The sequence below is a fragment of the Streptomyces sp. NBC_00258 genome, from assembly GCF_036182465.1.
Classification (GTDB): Bacteria; Actinomycetota; Actinomycetes; order Streptomycetales; family Streptomycetaceae; genus Streptomyces.
On sequence record NZ_CP108081.1, the window covers coordinates 3,823,325 to 3,843,046 of the forward strand.

The 19,722-nt window shown below is 70.7% G+C and carries 16 protein-coding genes and 1 riboswitch; of the genes, 6 read left to right on the forward strand and 10 right to left on the reverse strand.

Features of this window, described 5'->3' with window-relative positions:
* Positions 1-94 precede the first annotated feature (94 nt).
* Positions 95-1,189: a septation protein SepH gene (sepH, locus tag OG718_RS17005; protein WP_143638186.1), complete on the forward strand. Its 1,095-nt coding sequence runs from the start codon at positions 95-97 to the stop codon at positions 1,187-1,189.
* Positions 1,190-1,330: 141 nt separating this feature from the next.
* Here sepH and OG718_RS17010 read toward each other — a convergent pair whose 3' ends face one another.
* On the reverse strand, positions 1,331-2,158 hold the full coding sequence (locus OG718_RS17010) for a sulfurtransferase (RefSeq protein WP_328844527.1): 828 nt from the start codon (positions 2,156-2,158) through the stop codon (positions 1,331-1,333).
* A gap of 314 nt (positions 2,159-2,472) precedes the next feature.
* On the opposite strand from OG718_RS17010, the gene OG718_RS17015 reads away from it, so the two are divergent.
* The gene (locus OG718_RS17015; protein ID WP_306937255.1) at positions 2,473-3,267 is read left to right on the forward strand and encodes a VOC family protein; all 795 of its coding nucleotides are present in this window, start codon (positions 2,473-2,475) and stop codon (positions 3,265-3,267) included.
* A gap of 54 nt (positions 3,268-3,321) precedes the next feature.
* On the opposite strand, the gene OG718_RS17020 is transcribed toward OG718_RS17015, so the two are convergent.
* From OG718_RS17020 to OG718_RS17035, 4 genes are read right to left on the reverse strand one after another with little or no spacing between them, the layout of a single operon-like run.
* Entirely contained in the window at positions 3,322-3,978 is a 657-nt protein-coding gene (locus OG718_RS17020; RefSeq protein WP_306937256.1) for a thymidine kinase, read from the reverse strand.
* Between the two features lie 51 nt (positions 3,979-4,029).
* On the reverse strand, positions 4,030-5,217 hold the full coding sequence (locus tag OG718_RS17025) for an alkaline phosphatase family protein (protein WP_143638178.1): 1,188 nt from the start codon (positions 5,215-5,217) through the stop codon (positions 4,030-4,032).
* The gene (locus OG718_RS17030) at positions 5,217-5,804 is read right to left on the reverse strand and encodes a DUF5998 family protein (protein WP_143638176.1); all 588 of its coding nucleotides are present in this window, start codon (positions 5,802-5,804) and stop codon (positions 5,217-5,219) included. Before OG718_RS17030 ends, OG718_RS17025 begins: the two co-directional genes overlap by 1 nt.
* A 41-nt stretch (positions 5,805-5,845) precedes the next feature.
* Positions 5,846-8,686, reverse strand: a complete 2,841-nt coding sequence (locus OG718_RS17035; RefSeq protein WP_328844528.1) for a bifunctional acetate--CoA ligase family protein/GNAT family N-acetyltransferase — start codon at positions 8,684-8,686, stop codon at positions 5,846-5,848.
* Between the two features lie 267 nt (positions 8,687-8,953).
* On the opposite strand from OG718_RS17035, the gene OG718_RS17040 reads away from it, so the two are divergent.
* Complete coding sequence (locus tag OG718_RS17040) at positions 8,954-9,235, forward strand: HPr family phosphocarrier protein (protein WP_121406547.1); 282 nt, start codon at positions 8,954-8,956, stop codon at positions 9,233-9,235.
* Between the two features lie 292 nt (positions 9,236-9,527).
* Here the strand turns inward: OG718_RS17040 and OG718_RS17045 are convergent, their stop codons facing one another.
* The 4 genes from OG718_RS17045 to OG718_RS17060 all read right to left on the reverse strand — a co-directional run bounded on the left by OG718_RS17045 (position 9,528) and on the right by OG718_RS17060 (position 14,425).
* Positions 9,528-10,220 (reverse strand): GntR family transcriptional regulator, encoded by a 693-nt coding sequence (locus OG718_RS17045; RefSeq protein WP_306937263.1) that lies wholly within the window; start codon positions 10,218-10,220, stop codon positions 9,528-9,530.
* Positions 10,221-10,506: 286 nt separating this feature from the next.
* Entirely contained in the window at positions 10,507-11,280 is a 774-nt protein-coding gene (locus OG718_RS17050) for a M23 family metallopeptidase (RefSeq protein WP_143638168.1), read from the reverse strand.
* 12 nt (positions 11,281-11,292) lie between these two features.
* Positions 11,293-11,453, reverse strand: a riboswitch (cyclic di-AMP (ydaO/yuaA leader).
* Between the two features lie 225 nt (positions 11,454-11,678).
* Entirely contained in the window at positions 11,679-13,067 is a 1,389-nt protein-coding gene (locus tag OG718_RS17055) for a M16 family metallopeptidase (RefSeq protein WP_328844529.1), read from the reverse strand.
* Positions 13,064-14,425 carry a M16 family metallopeptidase gene (locus OG718_RS17060; protein ID WP_328844530.1) on the reverse strand — a complete coding sequence of 454 codons (1,362 nt, stop codon included), beginning with the start codon at positions 14,423-14,425 and terminating at the stop codon, positions 13,064-13,066. The genes OG718_RS17055 and OG718_RS17060 overlap by 4 nt, the downstream gene beginning before the upstream one ends.
* 373 nt (positions 14,426-14,798) lie before the next feature.
* On the opposite strand from OG718_RS17060, the gene OG718_RS17065 reads away from it, so the two are divergent.
* Positions 14,799-17,249 (forward strand): DNA gyrase/topoisomerase IV subunit A, encoded by a 2,451-nt coding sequence (locus tag OG718_RS17065; RefSeq protein WP_328844531.1) that lies wholly within the window; start codon positions 14,799-14,801, stop codon positions 17,247-17,249.
* Here the strand turns inward: OG718_RS17065 and OG718_RS17070 are convergent.
* Positions 17,246-18,388 carry a CobW family GTP-binding protein gene (locus tag OG718_RS17070; protein ID WP_328844532.1) on the reverse strand — a complete coding sequence of 381 codons (1,143 nt, stop codon included), beginning with the start codon at positions 18,386-18,388 and terminating at the stop codon, positions 17,246-17,248. The two genes, OG718_RS17065 and OG718_RS17070, sit on opposite strands and share 4 nt — an antisense overlap.
* 319 nt (positions 18,389-18,707) lie before the next feature.
* Here OG718_RS17070 and OG718_RS17075 point away from each other — a divergent pair, with 319 nt between their 5' ends.
* The gene (locus OG718_RS17075) at positions 18,708-19,250 is read left to right on the forward strand and encodes a DUF6082 family protein (RefSeq protein ID WP_143638158.1); all 543 of its coding nucleotides are present in this window, start codon (positions 18,708-18,710) and stop codon (positions 19,248-19,250) included.
* 150 nt (positions 19,251-19,400) lie between these two features.
* Positions 19,401-19,637, forward strand: a complete 237-nt coding sequence (locus tag OG718_RS17080) for a hypothetical protein (RefSeq protein WP_143638156.1) — start codon at positions 19,401-19,403, stop codon at positions 19,635-19,637.
* Positions 19,638-19,722 lie beyond the last annotated feature (85 nt).

A 19,722-nucleotide genomic window follows, 5' to 3' on the forward strand; every position in this document is an offset into this window, starting at 1 on the left:
CAAGGTTGTGGCAGGCTGCACCCGGGCAGGCCACACTCGACTAGCGGAAGCAGCGACGCACGTGACGTCGGCAGGCACCACCCGGGAGGTCCCCATGCCCGAACTGCGTGTCGTGGCCGTCTCTAACGACGGCACACGGCTGGTGCTGAAGGCTGCGGACAGCACGGAGTACACGCTTCCGATCGATGAGCGTCTGCGCGCCGCCGTACGCGGCGACCGTCCCCGCCTCGGCCAGATCGAGATCGAGGTGGAGAGCCATCTCCGCCCCCGAGACATCCAGGCACGTATACGTGCGGGAGCGTCCGCCGAAGAGGTCGCCCAGCTCGCCGGTATCCCCGTCGACCGGGTGCGCCGCTTCGAGGGACCGGTACTCGCCGAGCGTGCCTTCATGGCGGAGCGTGCCCGGAAGACCCCTGTCCGCCGTCCAGGCGAAACCACCGGTCCCCAGCTCGGCGAGGCGGTGCAGGAGCGGCTTCTGCTGCGCGGCGCCGACAAGGAGACCGTCCAGTGGGACTCCTGGCGCCGTGACGACGGCACCTGGGAAGTCCTGCTGGTCTACCGGGTGGCGGGCGAACCGCACTCGGCGAGCTGGACGTACGACCCGCCCCGGCGGCTCGTCCAGGCCGTGGACGACGAGGCGCGCTCGCTGATCGGCGAGTCCGACGACCTCGCGGCGGCCGAGCCCAGCTTCCCGTTCGTGCCACGCATCGCCCGGCTGCCGCGCGACCGTCCGATGGACCGTGCCCTGGACCGGCAGACGGAGCGGCCGAGCCTGCCCTCGCCGTCGCCCGAGCCGGACCTGGAGGAGACCGCGAGCGAGCGCGACTCGCTCACCAGTCTCCTGGAGGCGGTGCCCAGCTTCCGCGGCGACATGGTGGTGCCCGAGCGTCCGTCGACCGCTCCCGTTCCCGCTCCGGCCGCCTCGACGACCTCCACCACGGAGCGTCCCGAGGCGGAGGAACCGCTCGACGCGGAGCCCGAGGCGGAGGAGCAGCCGGCTCCCGCGGCCTCGGCCGGTTCCGCTTACGCGGACGTGCTCATGCCGCGCTCGGTGGCCAGTCATCGCGACCGTCTGATCGGTGCGACCGACCGGCAGGCCGAGGCGGACGGGGTCCGTCCCGGACGCAGAGCGGCCGTACCGAGCTGGGACGAGATCGTCTTCGGGACACGCAGGAAGAAGCAGGACTAGGACATGCCGGAAAGGGCTCGCACCACCTTGGTGCGAGCCCTTTCCGCTGCCGTGCGCCGTTCCTCACGGACCGGTGCCGCCACCGCCACTGCTTCTGCTTCCGTCGGGGCGATGCCGGACGCCTCCATGGAGCCGCTGCGGCTACTGCGGGTCCGGCCCAGTCGCCACCGGGCGGTTGTCGTCCTGGGACCACTCCGACCAGGAGCCCACGTACAGCGCGGCCGGGATGCCCGCGACGGCCAGCGCGAGGACCTCGTGCGCGCCGGAGACGCCCGAGCCGCAGTAGACGCCGACCTCGGAAGTACCGGTCACGCCCAGCGACTTGAAGTGGTCGGCGAGGTCCGCGGCGGGGCGGAAACGGCCGGATTCAGCCACGTTCTGCGTGGTGGGAGCGGAGACCGCCCCGGGGATGTGCCCGCCGATCCGGTCGATGGGCTCGACGTCGCCCCGGTAGCGCTCGGCGGCCCGGGCGTCCAGGAGCAGACCGGTGCGGGCCAGCGCCGCGGCGCCGTCGGCGTCGAGGAGGGACAGCGCGCCGGGGGCCGGTACGAAGGTGCCGGCGGAGGGCGACGGGCGGCCGGACTCGACCGGGCCGTTCCATGCCGCGAGGCCGCCGTCAAGCACACGCACCGACGGATGACCCGTCCAGCGCAGCAGCCACCAGGCGCGCGCGGCGGCCCAGCCGAGCCCTCCGTCGTACACGACCACATCGCGGTTCTCGGACACTCCGGCCGCCCGCACGGCAGCTCCGAAGGCCTCCATGTCGGGCAGCGGATGGCGGCCCGCAGCTCCGGCGGGGGCGGCGAGTTCCGAGTCCAGGTCCACGTAGACGGCCCCCGGAACGTGCGCCTCCTCGTAGGCGGAGCGCAGGTTCGGACCGCCCAGCTGCCAGCGGATGTCCAGGACGACCGGCGGATTCGGGCCCGCCAGGTCGCTCGCGAGTTCGGGTGCGGAGATGATGGCGTTCATGGCCACCATCCTCGCGCACGGGGTGGCCGCATCGTCCAGCTCCGGCTACTCTGCTCGGCCGGGCCGCCCCGACCACTCGGAGTGCGGGCTCGGCCACACGCTGTACGGCTGATGGACATCAGCAGGCAATGGCGGGGAAACGGATGGGAACCAGCAATTCGGGCATCCTCCCGCCATGGGCCACCCGGCCGGGGCGCGCCGTGCCCCTGGCGGTGCGACCATCGGCACCGGGCGCGGAACGCGCACGGCGGCGGAACAAGCGGTTCGGTAGTGGAAGTGAAGCGGCCCCACGAGGCGCCGAGGAGAGGGTGACGATGACCGAGGCACGGGGGTCGGCCGGCCTGAACGGCACTGCGCACACGCCCGGCACACCCTGCTGGGTGAGCCTGATGGTGCACGGGATGGCCGCGACCCAGGAGTTCTACGGGGATCTGTTCGGCTGGGAGTTCCAGCCGGGCCCGCAGCACCTCGGCTCGTACGTGCGGGCTCAGCTCGACGGCCAAGAGGTGGCGGGTATCGGCCAGCTCCCGCCCGACCGTCATCTGCCCATCGCCTGGACGCCCTACTTCGCCTCGGACGACGTCGACCTGACGGCGGAGACGGTCCGGCACTGCGGCGGCACGGTCGGCGTCGGCCCGCTCGACGCGGAGGACGCCGGCCGGCTGGCGATCGCCTCGGACCCGGCGGGTGCCGTGTTCGGCGTCTGGCAGGCCGCGGCCCATCTCGGCACGGGCATCACCGGCGTCCCGGGCACCCCCACCTGGAACGAGCTGATGACCCGCGACTCCGCCGGCGTCGCCAAGTTCTACGAGACGGTCTTCGGCTTCGAGGAGGAGCCCGTCGTCTCCGCCGACTTCGACTACATCACCCTGCACATCAAGGGGCGCCCGGTGGCGGGCATCCACGGTGTCGGCAACGCCCTGCCTCGCGACCGGGGACCCCATTGGATGACGTACTTCGAGGTCGCCGACGTGGACGCGTCGCTCGATCACCTGCTCGACCTGGGCGGCCATGTCCTCAAGCCTGCCCGTGACACCCCGCACGGCCGTATCGCCACGGTGGCGGACCCGGAGGGGGCGGTGTTCTCGGTGGTGCGGACGAGTCCCTGAGGGGAGCCCCAGCGCCCCTTCAGGGCCGGGCAGCCCTTCACGGGCAGTCCCCCCTCAGGTCCGGGACACCGCGTCCACCGGCAGCACGTCCGGGGAGAGCACGCCCGCGCGGGCGCTGGCCGCGGTCGTCCGCCGACGGTGATGTCTGCGGCACAGGACCTCGTAGCCGATGTCCTCCGACTGGTCGACGTCACCGACGACGACCTGGGCGCCCTCGACGACCATGTGACCGCCTATGGTGCGGGCGTTGTGGGTGGCGCGGGCGCCGCACCAGCAGAGGGCCTCGACCTGCAGGACCTCGACCCGGTCGGCGAGTTCGACGAGGCGCTGGGAGCCGGGGAAGAGCTTGGAACGGAAGTCCGTCGTGATGCCGAAGGCGAAGACGTCGATGCCCAGGTCGTCGACCACGCGGGCCAGTTGGTCGATCTGCTCGGGGGCGAGGAACTGCGCCTCGTCCGCGATGACGTAGTCCGCGCGGCCACCCTTCGAGAGGTGGTCGACGACGTACGCGTACACGTCCTGGTCGTCCTCGACCTCCACCGCGTCCGTGACCAGGCCGAGGCGGGAGGACAGTTTGCCCTCGCCCGCGCGGTCGTCGCGGGTGAAGATCATGCCCTGAAGCCCGCGGGCCGAGCGGTTGTGCTCGATCTGGAGAGCCAGTGTCGACTTCCCGCAGTCCATGGTTCCGGAGAAGAACACCAGCTCGGGCATGGGGAGTTGAGCACCTTTCGGCATGAGGGTTCGCTGGGCGGACGGGGAGGGTCAGGAACGTACTTCCAGGAGCGGGATGTGCTGCTCGACCGGTGTCATCGAGCCGTGGTTGCCGACCATCGCCGACTCCTTCGGCTCCCGCTCGGACGCGATGATCAGGACGTCGTCGCGGGCGGCCGCGACCACGTCGCCGATGCGCTCGTACACCCGCTCGTCGATGTGCGGGCCGAACCAGCCCGCCGCGATCGCCTCGTCCCGCGAGGCCACCCAGAACTGCTCGCCGAGCACCTCGCGCCAGCAGGTCAGGACGTCCGACTCGGCGCCCGGGACCGCGTAGACGTGCCGGGCGCGGCCCTCGCCGCCGAGGAGGGCGACTCCGGCGCGCAGCTCCCAGTCCTCGTCGAAGTCGATGCGGTGCTGCTCGTCGAAGGGGATGTCGATCATCCCGTGGTCCGCCGTCACGTACAGGGCCGTGCGCGGGGGCAGTTGCTCGGCCAGGCGCTGGACCAGCCGGTCCACGTACATGAGTTGTCCGCGCCAGGGGTCCGAGTCGACGCCGAAGCGGTGGCCCTTGCCGTCCACCTCCGCGTAGTACGTGTAGACCAGCGAGCGGTCACCGGCGGCCAGTTGCTCGGCCGCGAGGTCCATGCGGTCCTCGCCGGTCAGCCGCCCGTGGAACGTGCCGCCGCTGAGGGCGACCTTGGTCAGCGGGGTGTTCTGGAAGTGCGGTGACGACACCTGGGCGGTGTGTACGCCCGCCGCGTCGGCCAGCTGGAACAGGGTGGGGTACGGCTGCCACTTGCCCGGCTGCGTCCACGGCTGCCAGCGGAGCTGGTTCATCAGCTCGCCGGTCTCCGGGTTGCGCGCGGTGTAGCCGGGCAGGCCGTGCGCGCCCGGGGGCAGGCCCGTGCCGACCGAGGCCAGGGAGGTCGCGGTGGTCGCGGGGTAACCCGCTGTGATCGGGCGACCGGTGCCGCCGCGCGAGCTGCCCAGGAGCGAGGTCATGAACGGGGCCTCGTCCGGATGCGTCTTCAGCTGCTCCCAGCCGAGACCGTCGATCAGGAAGACGCAGTTCCGGTCGGCCGGGCTCAGTTCCGTGAGCGAGGCGGTGACGTCCGGGACGTCCATGCCCGCGGCCAGCGTGGGCAGCAGGTCGGCGAGCGAACCGGTCCCGTACTCGGGCACGGGAGCGGAGTCGAGGGAGAGCGGTTCCGGGTGGTCCCAGACTTGCTGGGACATCAGCGGGTGACGTCCGCGGTCGCCTCGGAGAGGGACTGCGCGAAGGCGAGGGTCTGCCGCACGGCGTCCGGGCCGTCTCCGGCCTCGCTGACGCGCAGGCTCAGGTCGTCGGCCGTCGAACTGCCCGTGTACCCGTGGTCCGCCTCGCAGTTGGGGTCGCCGCAGGCGGCCGGCTCCAGGTCGATACGGGCGACAGCGCCCCAGCCGATGGTGAGAACGACCTCGCGGGGCAGCGTCCCCGGAACGTACTTCTCCGGATTGGCGACGACCCGGCTGAGTACCACCGACGAGATCCGGCCAAGCTTCACGGACTCGGTCGACGTGGTCGCGTACGGCGTCGGGGAGGTGCTGTCCGCCGCCTGTTCGTCGGTGTGGCTCACGATGAAGCGGTTTCCCGTGAGGACGAGCACCGTCACGTGCCGACGCACCTCGTTGGCGTCGAACGTCGTCTCCTGATGGACCAGATACGACCGGATGGGCTCGCCGCCCACAGCGGCCTCCACAGCCTCGGCCACGAGGGCCGGGTAGTAGCCGCTGCGCTCGATCGCCGCTCGCAGCCCCTGGGTCGTCGTACTGGTCTTGGCCATGACGTCCATCCTACGGGGGCGCACTGACTGCGAGGCACCGCTCAGTACACAGGAAGCGTGCGCGGACCGAGGTCGTCGCGGGCGGGCGGCGGCGCGAGCCGCACGGAGGCGCCGAGCACGCTCAGCCCTCGCGGGGCGACGACGACGGGCTCCAGGGACACGGAGACGACCTCGGGGTGGTCGTCGACAAGGCGTGACAGGCGCAGCAGCAGTTCCTCCAGGGCCACGACGTCCGCCGGTGCCGAGCCCCGCCAGCCGAAGAGGAGCGGTGCGGTCCGGATCGACCGGACCAGCGAGGACGCGTCCCGGTCGGTGACCGGAATCAGCCGGTGCGCGGTGTCTCCGAGCAGCTCCGACGGGGCTCCGGCGAGCCCGAAGGAGAGCACCGCTCCGGCCGCCGGGTCTATGACCGCCCGTACGACCGTGTCGACCCCGCGCGGTGCCATCGCCTGCACCACCGGGCGCAGCTCCTCCGGCGTCCCGAAGAGGCTGGTCAACTCGGCGTACGCCCGGCGCAGTTGCTCCTCGTCCGCCAGATCCAGCCGTACGCCGCCGAGGTCGGCGCGGTGGCGCAGGTGGGGGGCGGTGGTCTTGAGCGCCACGGGGTAGCCGAGGCGCTCCGCTGCGGCGACGGCCTCGTCGGGCGTGGGCGCGGGCAGGGCACGGCGTACGTCGATGCCGTACCGCCCGAGCAGGGCGCAGGTGTCGTCGGGGCCGAGGGTGAGGCCGCCCATGCCACCGTCGCCGAGCAGTCCGTCGATCTGTTCGGCCGCGCCCTTCTCGTCGATGTCCTCGTACTCGGGGACGCGACCGGGGTCGGCGGCCTCGCGCCGCCACTGGCCGTATCTCACGGCCTCGGCGAGGGCTCGGACGGCTCGCTCGGCGGCGGGGTAGGCGGGGATGAGGCGGGAGTCCACCTCGGCCTCGGGGACTTCCGCCACCGTCGGCGGGCGGTCCGCCGGGCGGATGGGGTGGTTGCTGCCCGAGAACGGGAGCGCGGGGGGAGCGGCCTGGGGCGCGGTACTGGCGGCCGCGGACAGCGCCTCCGCGAGGCCGCCCAGCTCGACGTGGACCACGAGGACCGGCTTGGCGGGAGCCGCGGCTGAGGCCGAGCGCAGCGCCTCCGCCAGGGCGGCGTCGGCCGTGGAGGTCTCCCCCACCGCCGGAATCGCGGTGACCACGACGGCGTCGCAGGCGTCGTCGGCCAGTGCGTGGGTCAGCGCGGCGCGGAAGTCCTCGGCCGAGGCGGCCGTGGTCAGGTCCACCGGGGGCAACGGCCGCAGCCTCTCGGCGAGGCAGGCGTCGTACGTCAGCAGCCCGAGCGACTCGGAGTTCCCGAGGATCGCCACCCGAGGGCCGGTCGGCAGGGGCTGGCGTGCCAGGAGCAGGCCCGCGTCGACCAGCTCGGTGATCGTGTCCACCCTGATGACGCCGGCCTGCCGGAGCAGCGCCGACACCGTCGCGTGCGGCAGCCTGGTGGCCCGCACTGCGTGCCCCTGGGGCGCGGCCCCGCCGTGCCGTGCGCCCTGGACGACGACGAGTGGCTTCGCCGCCGCCGTGCGCCGCGCGAGGCGGGTGAACTTCCTCGGGTTCCCGATGGATTCGAGGTACATGAGGGCGACGTCGGTGTCGGGGTCGTCGTACCAGTACTGAAGGACGTCGTTGCCGGACACGTCCGCGCGGTTGCCCGAGGAGATGAACGTCGACACACCGGTCACACCCGTGACCCCGCCGCCACGCCGGTGCAGCCGGGACAGCAGCGCGATGCCGATGGCGCCGGACTGGGCGAACAGTCCGATCCGCCCGGCGCGCGGCATCTCCGGTGCGAGCGAGGCGTTGAGCCGCACGTCCGGGGAGGTGTTGATGACCCCGAAGGCGTTCGGTCCGATGATCCGCATCCCGTACGTACGCGCCTGGCGCACGAGCTCGCGCTGGCGCTCCCTGCCTTCGGGGCCGCTTTCGGCGTACCCCGCGGAGACCACGACGAGCCCCTGCACTCCGTGTTCACCGCACTCGGCGACGGCTTCGGGGACGCGCTCGGTCCGGACGGCGACGACGGCGAGGTCGACGGGCTCGGGGATGTCGCGGACGGAGCGGTACGCCGGCACTCCGCCGAGCTCCTTCTCCTGAAGGGCCCCGTTCACCGCGTACAGACGCCCGGTGAAGCCCGCTTCGCGGAGGTTCTCCAGGACGCTGCGGCCCACTCCCCCGGGTGTGCGGCCCGCGCCGATGACGGCGACCGAGCCCGGCGCGAGGAGCCGGGCCACGGAGCGTCCCTCCGCCCGCTGCTCCCGCGCGCGCTGCACGGCCAGCGAGCGGTCGGTGGGCTCCAGGTCGAACTCCAGGCGTACGACGCCGTCCTCGAAGTGGCGCTTCTGCTGGTACCCGGCGTCCGTGAACACCTTGATCATCTTATTGTTGGCGGGCAGCACCTCGGCGGCGAACCGGCGGATGCCGCGCTCACGGGCGACGGCCGCGATGTGCTCCAGCAGGGCCGACGCCACACCGCGTCCCTGGTGGGCGTCCTGCACGAGGAAGGCGACCTCGGCCTCGTCCGCCGGGGCAGATGCGGGGAGGCCGTCGGCGTTGATGCGGTCGTAGCGTACGGTGGCGATGAACTCGCCGCCGACCGTGGCCGCGAGTCCCACCCGGTCCACAAAGTCGTGGTGCGTGAAGCGGTGGACGTCCTTGGCGGACAGGCGCGGATACGGCGCGAAGAAGCGGTAGTACTTCGACTCGTCGGACACCTGCTCGTAGAAGCTGACCAGGCGGTCGGCGTCGTCGGCCGTGATGGGCCGGATGCGCGCGGTGCCGCCGTCGCGCAGCACGACGTCGGCCTCCCAGTGAGCGGGGTACTCGTGCCGGTCCGGCGAGGTCTGCATGGGGCCCAGAGTACGGCTCGGGTCCGACAACGGCCGGTCCTGGTCGCGGGGGTTCGTGTCCCTAATACGTGTCCCGGGTCCGTGTTCCCGGAGTCACCACCAGGCGTTCACGTCCCGGCGACGGCGGGCTCGCGTCCGGCAGGGGCGCGAGGCAGTCTTGGGGGACCTGAGCCGCCTCGGGCCCGGAATCCGCACCCGCTCGGGGCACGCTTCACGATATGGAACAATGGTCTAGACAACCGTGAGACACCTGAAGGGCAGCATCACATGGCTGAGCGCCGCGTCAACGTCGGCTGGGCCGAGGGCCTTCACGCCCGTCCCGCCTCCATCTTCGTCCGGGCCGCAACGGCCTCCGGCGTCCCCGTGACGATCGCCAAGGCCGACGGCAACCCCGTCAACGCGGCCTCCATGCTCGCGGTTCTCGGCCTGGGCGCCCAGGGCGGCGAGGAGATCGTCCTGGCCTCCGACGCCGAGGGTGCGGACGCCGCGCTCGACCGCCTGGCGAAGCTGGTCGCCGAGGGCCTCGACGAACTCCCCGAGACCGTCTGATCTCGCGGACCACGTGCGGCGGAGCCGCGTCCACCCGTGCCGGGCGGACGCGGCTCCGCCGTTTTCCGCTTGCGGGGCACGCGCCGTTTCGTCCGTACGTCACGCCACCGCGCGGCCTTTCGCTGCACTCTCGGGCATCGTCCGGGCTTTTTTCACATGCCCGCGCACCGAGTTCCACTCTTCCGGTCCCGCGCATGCGTAAATCACGTGCGCGGGAATTCCAGGCACGTGGGAAAAAGGGGCATCAGAAATAGACCCCGGCGAATAACTCTCTTTGTATACGGCGCCACTGTTAATGCCGCAGGCCCGCCGTGTTTACAGGATGTTGCGAAGTCCTCACACGCTCCACGCGGTCGCCGCCGGGAAAGCGCAGCCGGTGCGCGGCCATCGCCCGCTCGGTGTGCAGCGCCGTGATCGCCCTGGCCCGGTCGTTGTCGCCGCGCGCGACGGCGTCCACGATGGCACCGTGCTCGGCCCAGGACTCGGCGGGGTGGGCGGGCGCCTCGACCGTGTACATCCAGGCGATCTTGTGCCGCAGCTGGGCGAGCGTGGAGGTCAGCGCGGGGCTTCCGGAGGCCTGTGCGAGCGTCTCGTGGAACCAGGCGCCGAGCGAGCGCAGATCCTCGCTGTTGCCCCTCCTGGCCCGCTCCTGGCCCAGCCTGACCAGGCCTCGCAGCACCTTGAGGTGCGCCTCGGTGCGGCGCTGGGCCGCGCGCGCGGCGCCCAGCGGCTCCAGCAGCATGCGCATCTCCAGGAGGTCGGCGGCCTCCTGCTCGGTGGGCTCCGCGACGCACGCGCCCGCGTGCCTGCGCGTGACGACGAAGCCTTCCGCCTCCAGGGTGCGCAGAGCCTCGCGAACGGGGACCCGCGAGACTCCGTACCGGCGTGCGAGCAGTTCTTCGGTGAGCCGGCCGCCGCGCTCGTAGACACCCGCGACGATGTCGTCACGGATCGCCGTGCATACCGAGTGCGCGGGAATACGCATGACCGGACCTCCGCCTTAACCCCCGCGAAACGCGGTCGATTGACGCTTGTTCGGTGACTCTATTGCAGAGAACGGGAAATTCCGATGGCGGACCGGAATCCATGGATATTTTTTGGACACACCTCGCTTCTGAACAGGCAGTCGTCCGGTGCGAAGTCGACCAGAAGTGGTCGAGACGCCATCAGAAAGTGATCAGGAGCGCGCGAAGGCCCCGGCTCGGTGAGCCGGGGCCTTCGGGAGCGGTGTCGCGCGGAGGGCTGTCGCGCGGGAGGGCTGTCGCCCGCCGTCAGACGTTCACGCCGTGCTGGCGGAGGTACGCGAGGGGGTCGATGTCCGAGCCGTACTCCGCGCTCGTCCGTGCCTCGAAGTGCAGGTGCGCCCCCGTGACGTTGCCGGTCGCCCCGGAGAGGCCTATCTGCTGGCCCGGCGTGACCGTCTGGCCGACGGAGACACCGAGGGACGACATGTGCCCGTACTGGGTGAAGGTGCCGTCGTTCATCTTGATGACGACCTCGTTGCCGTACGAGCCGCCCCAGCCGGCCTCGACGACGGTGCCGGCGCCCACCGCGTGCACGGTGGTGCCGCTCGCGGCGTGGAAGTCGATGCCGGTGTGGCTGCCGGAGGACCAGACGGAGCCGCCGGCCTTGTAGCCGGTGGAGACGTACGAGCCGGAGATGGGCGCGGTGTACGACTTCAGCAGGCGCTCGCGCTCGGCCGCACGGGCGGCGCGGGCCTTGACCTCGCGCTCCTTCTTGGCCTTCTCCGCGGCTTCCTTGGCGCGCTCCTTGGCGGCGGCCTCGGCCTTCTCGCGGGCGGCGGTCTCGTCGGCGGCCTGCTGCTGGGCGGCGGCCTGCGCGTCGATCTGGTCGGCGACCGAGTCGCCGATGGTGATCGCCTGGGTCAGGGTCTGCTCTGCCGGGCTCTCGGCGGCGAATGCGGGAGCAGCCAGGGTGCCGACGACACCGGTGGTGGCGAGTGCGGCGACGCCGACGGTCCGGTTGGTCGTGCGCTTCATACGGCTGGGACGACGGTGCTTCCCGGCGGCGCGAGTGAACGCCATGAAGTGGCTGGTCCTTTCCTTCCTTCTCGCCTACCGGGTTAGCTGACGGGTTCGGAGCAGGAAGGTCTCCTACGGACCCCCTTCGGGAAGGGCGTCCGATTCACCCCAGGGACTACGTATGGGTCCCCGGCTCCCCTGGCTCGCGCCGTACGGGGACTCGGCGATGACTGTCCGGTGCCGCGGGCGCGGCGCACTGCCTGACGAACAGCCGGACCGACGCTAAGCGGGGGGTCTTTCAATCAACAAACGGATCACGCGTTTTGTAGCGCATGCCACAGGGCAGACAGGCAACCTCCCTACTAATACGGACAACTCGCCGTTCAGGTGCTGAAGTACGGGCAAAAAGAGAACCCAGGCGACTCTTCGGTCACCTGGGTTCTCCACGGAGGGGCGCTGTTCTACTCCGCTGACACGACGCTGACTTCACCGATTCCGAGGGCCCGGACCGGCTCCTCGATCTGCGCGGCGTCACCGACGAGGACGGTCACCAGACGGTCCACCGGGAAGGCGCTCACGGCGGCCGCGGTGGCCTCCACGGTGCCGGTCGCGGCGAGCTGCTGGTACAGCGTCGCCTGGAAGTCGTCCGGCAGGTACTGCTCGACCTGGTCGGCGAGCGTGCCCGCGACGGCGGCCGCCGTCTCGTACTTCAGGGGCGCCACGCCCACGAGGTTCTGCACGGCGATGTCGCGCTCGGCATCGGTGAGGCCCTCGGCCGCGAGGGTGCGCAGCACCTTCCAGAGGTCGTCGAGCGCCGGGCCGGTGTTCGGGGTGTCCACGGAGCCGCTGATGGCGAGCATCGCGGCACCCGTCCCGTCCGGCGCGGAGCGCAGCACCTGGCCGAACGCCCGCACACCGTAGGTGTATCCCTTTTCCTCGCGCAGGACGCGGTCCAGGCGCGAGGTGAGGGTGCCACCGAGGCAGTACGTGCCGAGCACCTGGGCGGGCCACACGCGGTCGTGCCGGTCGGCGCCCACGCGGCCGATGAGCAGCTGCGTCTGGACGGCTCCGGGACGGTCGACGATGATCACGCGGCCGGCGTCGTCGGCGGTCACCGGCGGAATGGGTCGGGCCTGGGCCTGCGAACCGGTCCAGGTGCCGAGCGTGTCCCCGAGCAGCGCGTCGAGGTCGACGCCGGTGAGGTCACCGACCACCACGGCGGTCGCGGTGGCGGGGCGTACGTGCTTCTCGTAGAAGGCCCGTACGGCCGCCGAGTCGATCGCGGTGACCGTCTCCTCGGTGCCCTGGCGCGGGCGCGACATGCGCGAGGTCGCCGGGAAGAGCTGCCGGGAGAGCTCTTTGGCGGCGCGACGGGCCGGGTTGGCCGTCTCGTGCGGGATCTCGTCGAGCCGGTTGCGCACCAGCCGCTCGATCTCGCTGTCCTCGAACGCGGGCGCCCTGAGGGCGTCGGCGAGCAGGCCGAGCGCCTTGGGGAGCCGGGAGACGGGGACTTCGAGGCTGATCCGTACGCCGGGGTGGTCGGCGTGCGCGTCGAGGGTGGCGCCGCAGCGCTCCAGCTCGGCGGCGAACTCCTCGGCGGAGTGCTTGTCGGTTCCCTCGGTGAAGGCACGCGCCATGATCGTGGCGATGCCGTCCAGGCCCTGCGGCTCGGCCTCCAGCGGGGCCGCCAGGAGGATCTCGACGGCGACGACCTGCTGGCCGGGGCGGTGGCAGCGCAGCAGGGTCAGGCCGTTGTCGAGCGCGCCGCGCTCGGGGGCCGGGAAGGCCCACGGCCTGGCCTCGCCGGCCTGGGGCTGCGGGTGGAATTCCATCGTGGCGAGCTCGGTCACTTGGCCGCCTCCTCGTCGGTGTCGTCAGCGGAGTCGGTCTCTTGGGCCTCTTCGGCGACGGTCGGCTCGTAGACCAGCACGGCGCGGTTGTCGGGGCGCAGGCGGGCCTTGGCGACCTCCTGGACCTCCTCGGCCGTGACGTCGAGAACGCGCTGGACGGCCGTCAGGGCGAGCTGCGGGTCGCCGAACAGCACCGCGTACCGGCACAGTTCGTCGGCGCGGCCCGCGACCGTACCGAGGCGGTCCAGCCACTCGCGCTCCAACTGGGCCTGGGCGCGCTCCATTTCCTCGGCGGTGGGGCCCTCCTCGGCGAACCGGGCGAGCTCCTCGTCGACTGCGGCCTCGATCACCGGCACCTCGACGTCGCCGGACGTCTTCACGTCGAGCCACCCCAGGGAGGGCGCTCCCGCGAGGCGCAGCAGGCCGAACCCGGCCGCGACGGCGGTGCGGTCGCGGCGTACGAGCCGGTTGTAGAGCCGGGACGACTCGCCGCCGCCGAGCACGGTCAGGGCCAGGTCCGCCGCGTCGCACGCGCGCGTGCCGTCCTCCGGCAGCCGGTAGGCGGCCATCAGCGCGCGGGCCGGGACCTCCTCCTCGACGACCTCGCGCAGCTGCTCGCCGATGGTCACCGGCAGCGCACCGTCGCGCGGGGCGGGCTTGCCGTCGTGGCCCGCGATCGAGCCGAAGTACTTCTCGACCCAGGCGAGCGTCTCCTCCGGGTCGATGTCCCCGACGATCGAGAGAACGGCGTTGTTGGGCGCGTAGTAGGTGCGGAAGAACGCGCGCGCGTCCTCCAGGGTGGCCGCGTCCAGGTCCGCCATCGACCCGATGGGGGTGTGGTGGTAAGGGTGGCCCTCCGGGTAGGCGAGGGCGGTCAGCTTCTCGAAAGCGGTGCCATAGGGGACGTTGTCGTAACGCTGCCGGCGCTCGTTCTTGACGACGTCCCGCTGGTTCTCCATGGACTCTTCGTCGAGCGCGGCGAGCAGCGAGCCCATGCGGTCGGCCTCCAGCCAGAGAGCGAGCTCCAGCTGGTGGGTGGGCATGGTCTCGAAGTAGTTGGTGCGCTCGAAACTGGTCGTGCCGTTGAGCGAACCGCCCGCGCCCTGCACCAGTTCGAAGTGACCGTTGCCCTTCACCTGACCCGAGCCCTGGAACATCAGGTGCTCGAAGAGGTGGGCAAGTCCGGTGCGGCCCTTGACCTCGTGGCGCGAACCGACGTCGTACCAGAGGCACACCGCCGCGACCGGGGTCAGGTGGTCCTCGGAGAGCACCACACGCAGGCCGTTGGCCAGGCGGTGCTCGGTCGCTGTCAGGCCGCCGGAACCGGCCTCAGCTGTGGCCGTGTGACCCATGGGCATGTACGTCCCTTCGATCGCGGAAAACTGCTGAATTCCTGCTAGTCGTGCCACTGTATGCAAGCGCGCGGACAGCTGGCGAAGTTCCCGCGGCGCGTACGCCGAGAGCGAGCAGGCGGGCGGCGCCGGGAGCCCGTACGCTCGTGCGGCCGCACGGCCTCCGAAGCCCTGTGCGGGCACGCGGGTTCGCCGCTTCCGAAGCCTGTGGAAAAGGCCGAGGAGGCGGCCCGCGACGCCTGTTGGGGCGGCCGGACACCCGGCTCGGGAGGCCCGTACGGACGGGTCGTGGTCCACGTTGTCAGTGGGCCGGTCCACAATGGAGCCCGTCAGAACCCGTTCATGCCCCGGCAGAGACTGTGAAGGAGTCGCAGCAGCGATGGCCCGCCGCAGCACGAAGACCCCGCCGCCAGACGACTTCGAGGAGCGCATCCTCGACATCGACGTCGTCGACGAGATGCAGGGCTCCTTCCTCGAGTACGCGTACTCGGTCATCTACTCCCGAGCCCTGCCGGACGCCCGCGACGGCCTCAAGCCGGTGCATCGCCGCATCGTGTACCAGATGAACGAGATGGGCCTGCGTCCCGACCGCGGCTATGTGAAGTGCGCCCGCGTCGTCGGCGAGGTCATGGGTAAGCTCCACCCCCACGGCGACGCGTCGATCTACGACGCCCTGGTCCGCCTGGCCCAGCCCTTCTCCATGCGACTGCCCCTGGTCGACGGCCACGGCAACTTCGGTTCGCTGGGCAACGACGACCCGCCGGCCGCCATGCGGTACACCGAGGCGCGCATGGCCGACGCGACGTCCCTGATGACGGAGTCGATCGACGAGAACACGGTCGACTTCTCCCCGAACTACGACGGCCAGGAGCATGAGCCGTCGGTCCTCCCGGCCGCCTACCCGAACCTCCTGGTCAACGGTTCGTCGGGCATCGCGGTCGGCATGGCGACGAACATGGCGCCGCACAACCTCGGCGAGGTCATCGCCGCCGCCCGTCACCTGATCCGCCACCCCGGCGCCGATCTCGAAACGCTCATGAAGCACGTCCCGGGTCCCGACCTGCCCACCGGCGGCCGCATCGTGGGCCTCACCGGCATCAGGGACGCGTACGAGACGGGCCGCGGCACCTTCAAGATCCGCGCGACGGTGGCCGTGGAGAACGTGACGGCGCGCCGCAAGGGCATCGTCGTCACCGAACTGCCCTTCACGGTCGGCCCGGAGAAGGTGATCGCCAAGATCAAGGACCTGGTCGGCTCGAAGAAGCTCCAGGGCATCGCCGACGTCAAGGACCTCACCGACCGCAACCACGGCCTGCGCCTGGTCATCGAGATCAAGAACGGCTTCGTGCCGGAGGCCGTCCTGGAGCAGCTCTACAAGCTGACTCCGATGGAGGAGTCCTTCGGCATCAACAACGTGGCACTGGTCGACGGCCAGCCGCTCACGCTGGGCCTCAAGGAACTCCTGGAGGTGTACCTCGACCACCGCTTCGAGGTCGTGCGCCGCCGCAGCGAGTTCCGCCGCACCAAGAAGCGCGACCGGCTGCACCTGGTCGAGGGCCTGCTGGTGGCCCTGATCGACATCGACGAGGTCATCCGCCTCATCCGCTCCAGTGAGAACTCCGCGCAGGCCAAGCAGCGCCTGATCGAGCACTTCTCGCTGAGCGACGTCCAGACGCAGTACATCCTGGACACGCCGCTGCGCCGGCTCACCAAGTTCGACCGCATCGAGCTGGAGACCGAGCGCGACCGGCTCAACGGCGAGATCGACGAGCTGACCGGCATCCTGGATTCGGACTCCGAGCTGCGCAAGCTGGTGTCGTCCGAACTGGCCGCGGTGGCCAAGAAGTTCGGCACCGAGCGGCGTACGGTCCTGCTGGAGTCCGCCGGTTCCGTCGCCACGACCGTGCCGCTCCAGGTGGCCGACGACCCGTGCCGCGTGCTCCTGTCGTCGACGAAGCTCCTCGCGCGTACGGCCAACGGTGACCCCTTCGGGGAGAGCGACGGCAAGCGCGCCAAGCACGACCTGATCCTCTCCGCCGTCCCGGCGACGGCACAGGGCGAGATCGGCGCGGTCACGTCCGCCGGCCGGCTGCTGCGGATCAACGTCATCGACCTCCCGCAGCTGCCGGACACCACGGCGGCGCCCAACCTCTCGGGAGGCGCGCCGGTCTCGGAGTTCCTGACCCTGGAGGGCGACGAGGACATCGTCTGTCTGATGACACTCGACGAGTCGTCGCCGGGGCTCGCGCTCGGCACGCAGCAGGGTGTCGTCAAGCGCGTGGTGCCCGACTATCCCTCCAACAAGGAGGAGCTGGAGGTCATCACGCTCAAGGACGGTGACCGGATCGTCGGCGCGGCCGAGCTGCGCACCGGCGAGGAGGACCTGGTCTTCATCACCGACGACGCCCAGTTGCTGCGCTACCAGGCCTCCCAGGTCCGCCCCCAGGGCCGGCCCGCGGGCGGTATGACGGGCATCAAGCTCACGGACAACACCAAGGTGATCTCGTTCACGGCGGTGGACCCGGCGGTGGACGCGGTGGTGTTCACTGTGGCCGGCTCACGCGGCACGCTGGACGACTCGGTCCAGACGACGGCCAAACTGACGCCCTTCGACCAGTACCCGCGAAAGGGCCGCGCCACGGGTGGCGTGCGCTGCCAGCGGTTCCTGAAGGGCGAGGACTGCCTGAGCCTCGCGTGGGCAGGTCCCACACCGGCCCGGGCCGCGCAGAAGGACGGCACACCCGCGGAGCTGCCCGAGATGGACCCGCGCCGGGACGGCTCGGGCGTCTCCCTGGCGAAGACGGTCTCGGTGGTGGCGGGCCCGGTCTAGACGTCGTAGGCACCCGGCAGGTCGGCGCCCTGAGCCCGACCGTCCGGGCCCTGCGCCGCCTCTGGCTCCTGTACGTAGCGGAGGACGCCCCACATGCTGTGCTCGTCGGCGTGTGGGGCGTCCTCTTTGCACGCCTCCAGCTCCTTGCCGAGGGCGAGGGCGTCGATGCCCGAGCCGATGAGGACGAGCTGGCTGAGGCGCTCGCCCTGGGCCCAGGGCTCCGGGTAGAAGCGCAGGAAACGGCCGACGGCGTGCACGGCGTACCGGTTGCGGGGGTCGGCTGCACCGAAGTCGACGTACCCCTTGATGCGGTAGAGACCCTCGGGCCTGCTGTCGAGGAAGCCCATCAACCGCCGCGGGCTGAGGGGCACTTCGGAGGTGAAGGCGACGGACTCGTAGGCGGAGTGCAGATGGCCGTGATGGTCGCGGGAGCCGTGATGGTCATGGTGGCCATGAGGCTGGGGAAGGCCATCGTGCTCACCGTCCTCCAGCCGGTGCAGGTCGTCGAAGGAGAGCTGCCCGATGCGCTCCTCCGTGGGCCTGCGGTCGAAGAGGAACCCGGGGTCGATCCGCCCGTACGAGGCGGACACGACGGCGGCGCGATCGGTGAGGGACCGGACGAGGCCGATCACACGGTCGGGATCCGGCGCGCGGTCCGCCTTGTTGACGACGACCAGATCGGCGATGGCGAGGTGCCGGTCGATCTCGGGATGCTTTTGGCGGGTGGCGTCGAACTCCGCGGCGTCGACGACCTCCACGAGCCCGCCGTAGACGATGCGCGGGTTCTCGCTGGCCAGGAGCATCTTCACCAGCTCCTGGGGCTCGGCCAGCCCGCTCGCCTCGATGACGATGACGTCGATCCGGGCGGAGGGCCGAGTGAGCCGGTCCAGGAAGACGTCGAGCTCGCTGGCGTCCACCGCGCAGCACAGGCACCCGTTCCCGAGGGAGACGGTGGAGTCGCCGAGCGCCCCGGCCACGGCCATCGCATCGATCTCGATGGAACCGAAGTCATTGACGATCGCCCCGATACGGCTGCCTCCGCTGCGGTGCAGGAGATGGTTGAGCAGGGTGGTCTTGCCGGAGCCCAGGAAGCCTGCGAGGACGACGACGGGGATCTGCTGGGGGCTCGCCTGACTCAACGCGCGACCTCTCTCACACCATTGCGTGCACCGGCTCGCGGACCGGCTCACGACGAGAAACGAATGCCGACCAGGATACGAGCCGGTCGAAAGCCCTCGAAGTGAACGATTGTTAGCGGCGCTCGCGGGGCACACGTCTGGCATGGCGCCGAGTTGCGCGACCCGCGCTTCCCTCCGTGCGCCTCCTCTCCGCCTCCCTGCCGATCAGAGCCGCTCGGCACCCTGGGAGACGGCAAGCGCGCCGCCCACCGCTCGCCGGTCCGCCCCCTGGCGACCCACACCGACGACCGGCGGACGGTCGCCTGATTCGGGGGTTGACATGGTCACACAATCTGGGAAGCAAAGGCTGAGCTCCGCGGTCACAGCGGGGCTCGCCTTTGCAGCGGGGGCACTCGTAGCGCTGGCCGCCCAACAACGCCGGTACGAGGAACTGCGGCTGCGGGTCGCGGAAGTCGAACGGAGTGACAGGCAGGCCATGCTGACCGAGCAGCAGCGCCTGCAGTTCTACCTGCTGAGCAGGGCCATGGAGGATCCCGATCTGGCCGCCGTCTACAGCAACGTCCAGGTGGACTCACCCACGCAGCGACGTCAGTACCTCTTCGCCAACGCGCTGTACACCAACGCCCTGCTCGCCTACCGCGTCGGTGTCGTCAACTGGGAGGAGCTGCACGGTCACCTTCGCATGATCTGCCTCAACCCCATTTTTCGAAACTACTGGGAGGCGCACCGACCCCATCGGGCCAGCCTCGAGGACAACTCCGAGGAGGCCAGGGTCGGCCGAATGGTGGACATCCTGATCCGCGATTTGGACGAGGCGGACACCGAAGAATGGTGGGTGGTGGGCGAACCGCCGCTGGAATAGAGATAGTTGACGCGGCATCAACGCAGGCGCACCGGGTCGACCACTCGTCAACCCGAACATGTGAATCGGACCCCTCCGCCAAGATCGACTCAATCCTCGTTGTACGATCCCCGCCCGAATCACCTATCACTCCAGAGGACAGGGATCCCTTTGAAGATCGTGCGCCGCATCGGTGCGTCCCCACGCGAACGAGGCAGTCTGTCCGGCGACTCATGTCCGGACATTTTTGAACTCAGCGACGGGAACTTCGCAGTCATCGGAACAGAGGCCACCGCGGCGCTCGACCAAGAACTCCCCCCTGACGCAGCACGCGCGGACTATGAACGCATCGTCATCGTCAGCAGAGAGACGCTGGTCCGTGCCAAGGCGGACATCCCCGACGCCTGACGCGACCGCAGGGCTGTCGTAAGGATGATCCCCGTCAACTGTTGAGGTCCATCCGGTCACCCCGTTGAGATTCGCCTCCGGGAGA

Bases quoted from the DNA above. Each gene is read 5' to 3' on its own strand.
- sepH (WP_143638186.1), top strand. From the start codon at position 95: ATGCCCGAACTGCGTGTCGTGGCCGTCTCTAACGACGGCACACGGCTG.
- OG718_RS17010 (WP_328844527.1), bottom strand. From the start codon at position 2,158: ATGAACGCCATCATCTCCGCACCCGAACTCGCGAGCGACCTGGCGGGC.
- OG718_RS17015 (WP_306937255.1), top strand. From the start codon at position 2,473: ATGACCGAGGCACGGGGGTCGGCCGGCCTGAACGGCACTGCGCACACG.
- OG718_RS17020 (WP_306937256.1), bottom strand. From the start codon at position 3,978: ATGCCCGAGCTGGTGTTCTTCTCCGGAACCATGGACTGCGGGAAGTCG.
- OG718_RS17025 (WP_143638178.1), bottom strand. From the start codon at position 5,217: ATGTCCCAGCAAGTCTGGGACCACCCGGAACCGCTCTCCCTCGACTCC.
- OG718_RS17030 (WP_143638176.1), bottom strand. From the start codon at position 5,804: ATGGCCAAGACCAGTACGACGACCCAGGGGCTGCGAGCGGCGATCGAG.
- OG718_RS17035 (WP_328844528.1), bottom strand. From the start codon at position 8,686: ATGCAGACCTCGCCGGACCGGCACGAGTACCCCGCTCACTGGGAGGCC.
- OG718_RS17040 (WP_121406547.1), top strand. From the start codon at position 8,954: ATGGCTGAGCGCCGCGTCAACGTCGGCTGGGCCGAGGGCCTTCACGCC.
- OG718_RS17045 (WP_306937263.1), bottom strand. From the start codon at position 10,220: ATGCGTATTCCCGCGCACTCGGTATGCACGGCGATCCGTGACGACATC.
- OG718_RS17050 (WP_143638168.1), bottom strand. From the start codon at position 11,280: ATGGCGTTCACTCGCGCCGCCGGGAAGCACCGTCGTCCCAGCCGTATG.
- OG718_RS17060 (WP_328844530.1), bottom strand. From the start codon at position 14,425: ATGCCCATGGGTCACACGGCCACAGCTGAGGCCGGTTCCGGCGGCCTG.
- OG718_RS17065 (WP_328844531.1), top strand. From the start codon at position 14,799: ATGGCCCGCCGCAGCACGAAGACCCCGCCGCCAGACGACTTCGAGGAG.
- OG718_RS17075 (WP_143638158.1), top strand. From the start codon at position 18,708: ATGGTCACACAATCTGGGAAGCAAAGGCTGAGCTCCGCGGTCACAGCG.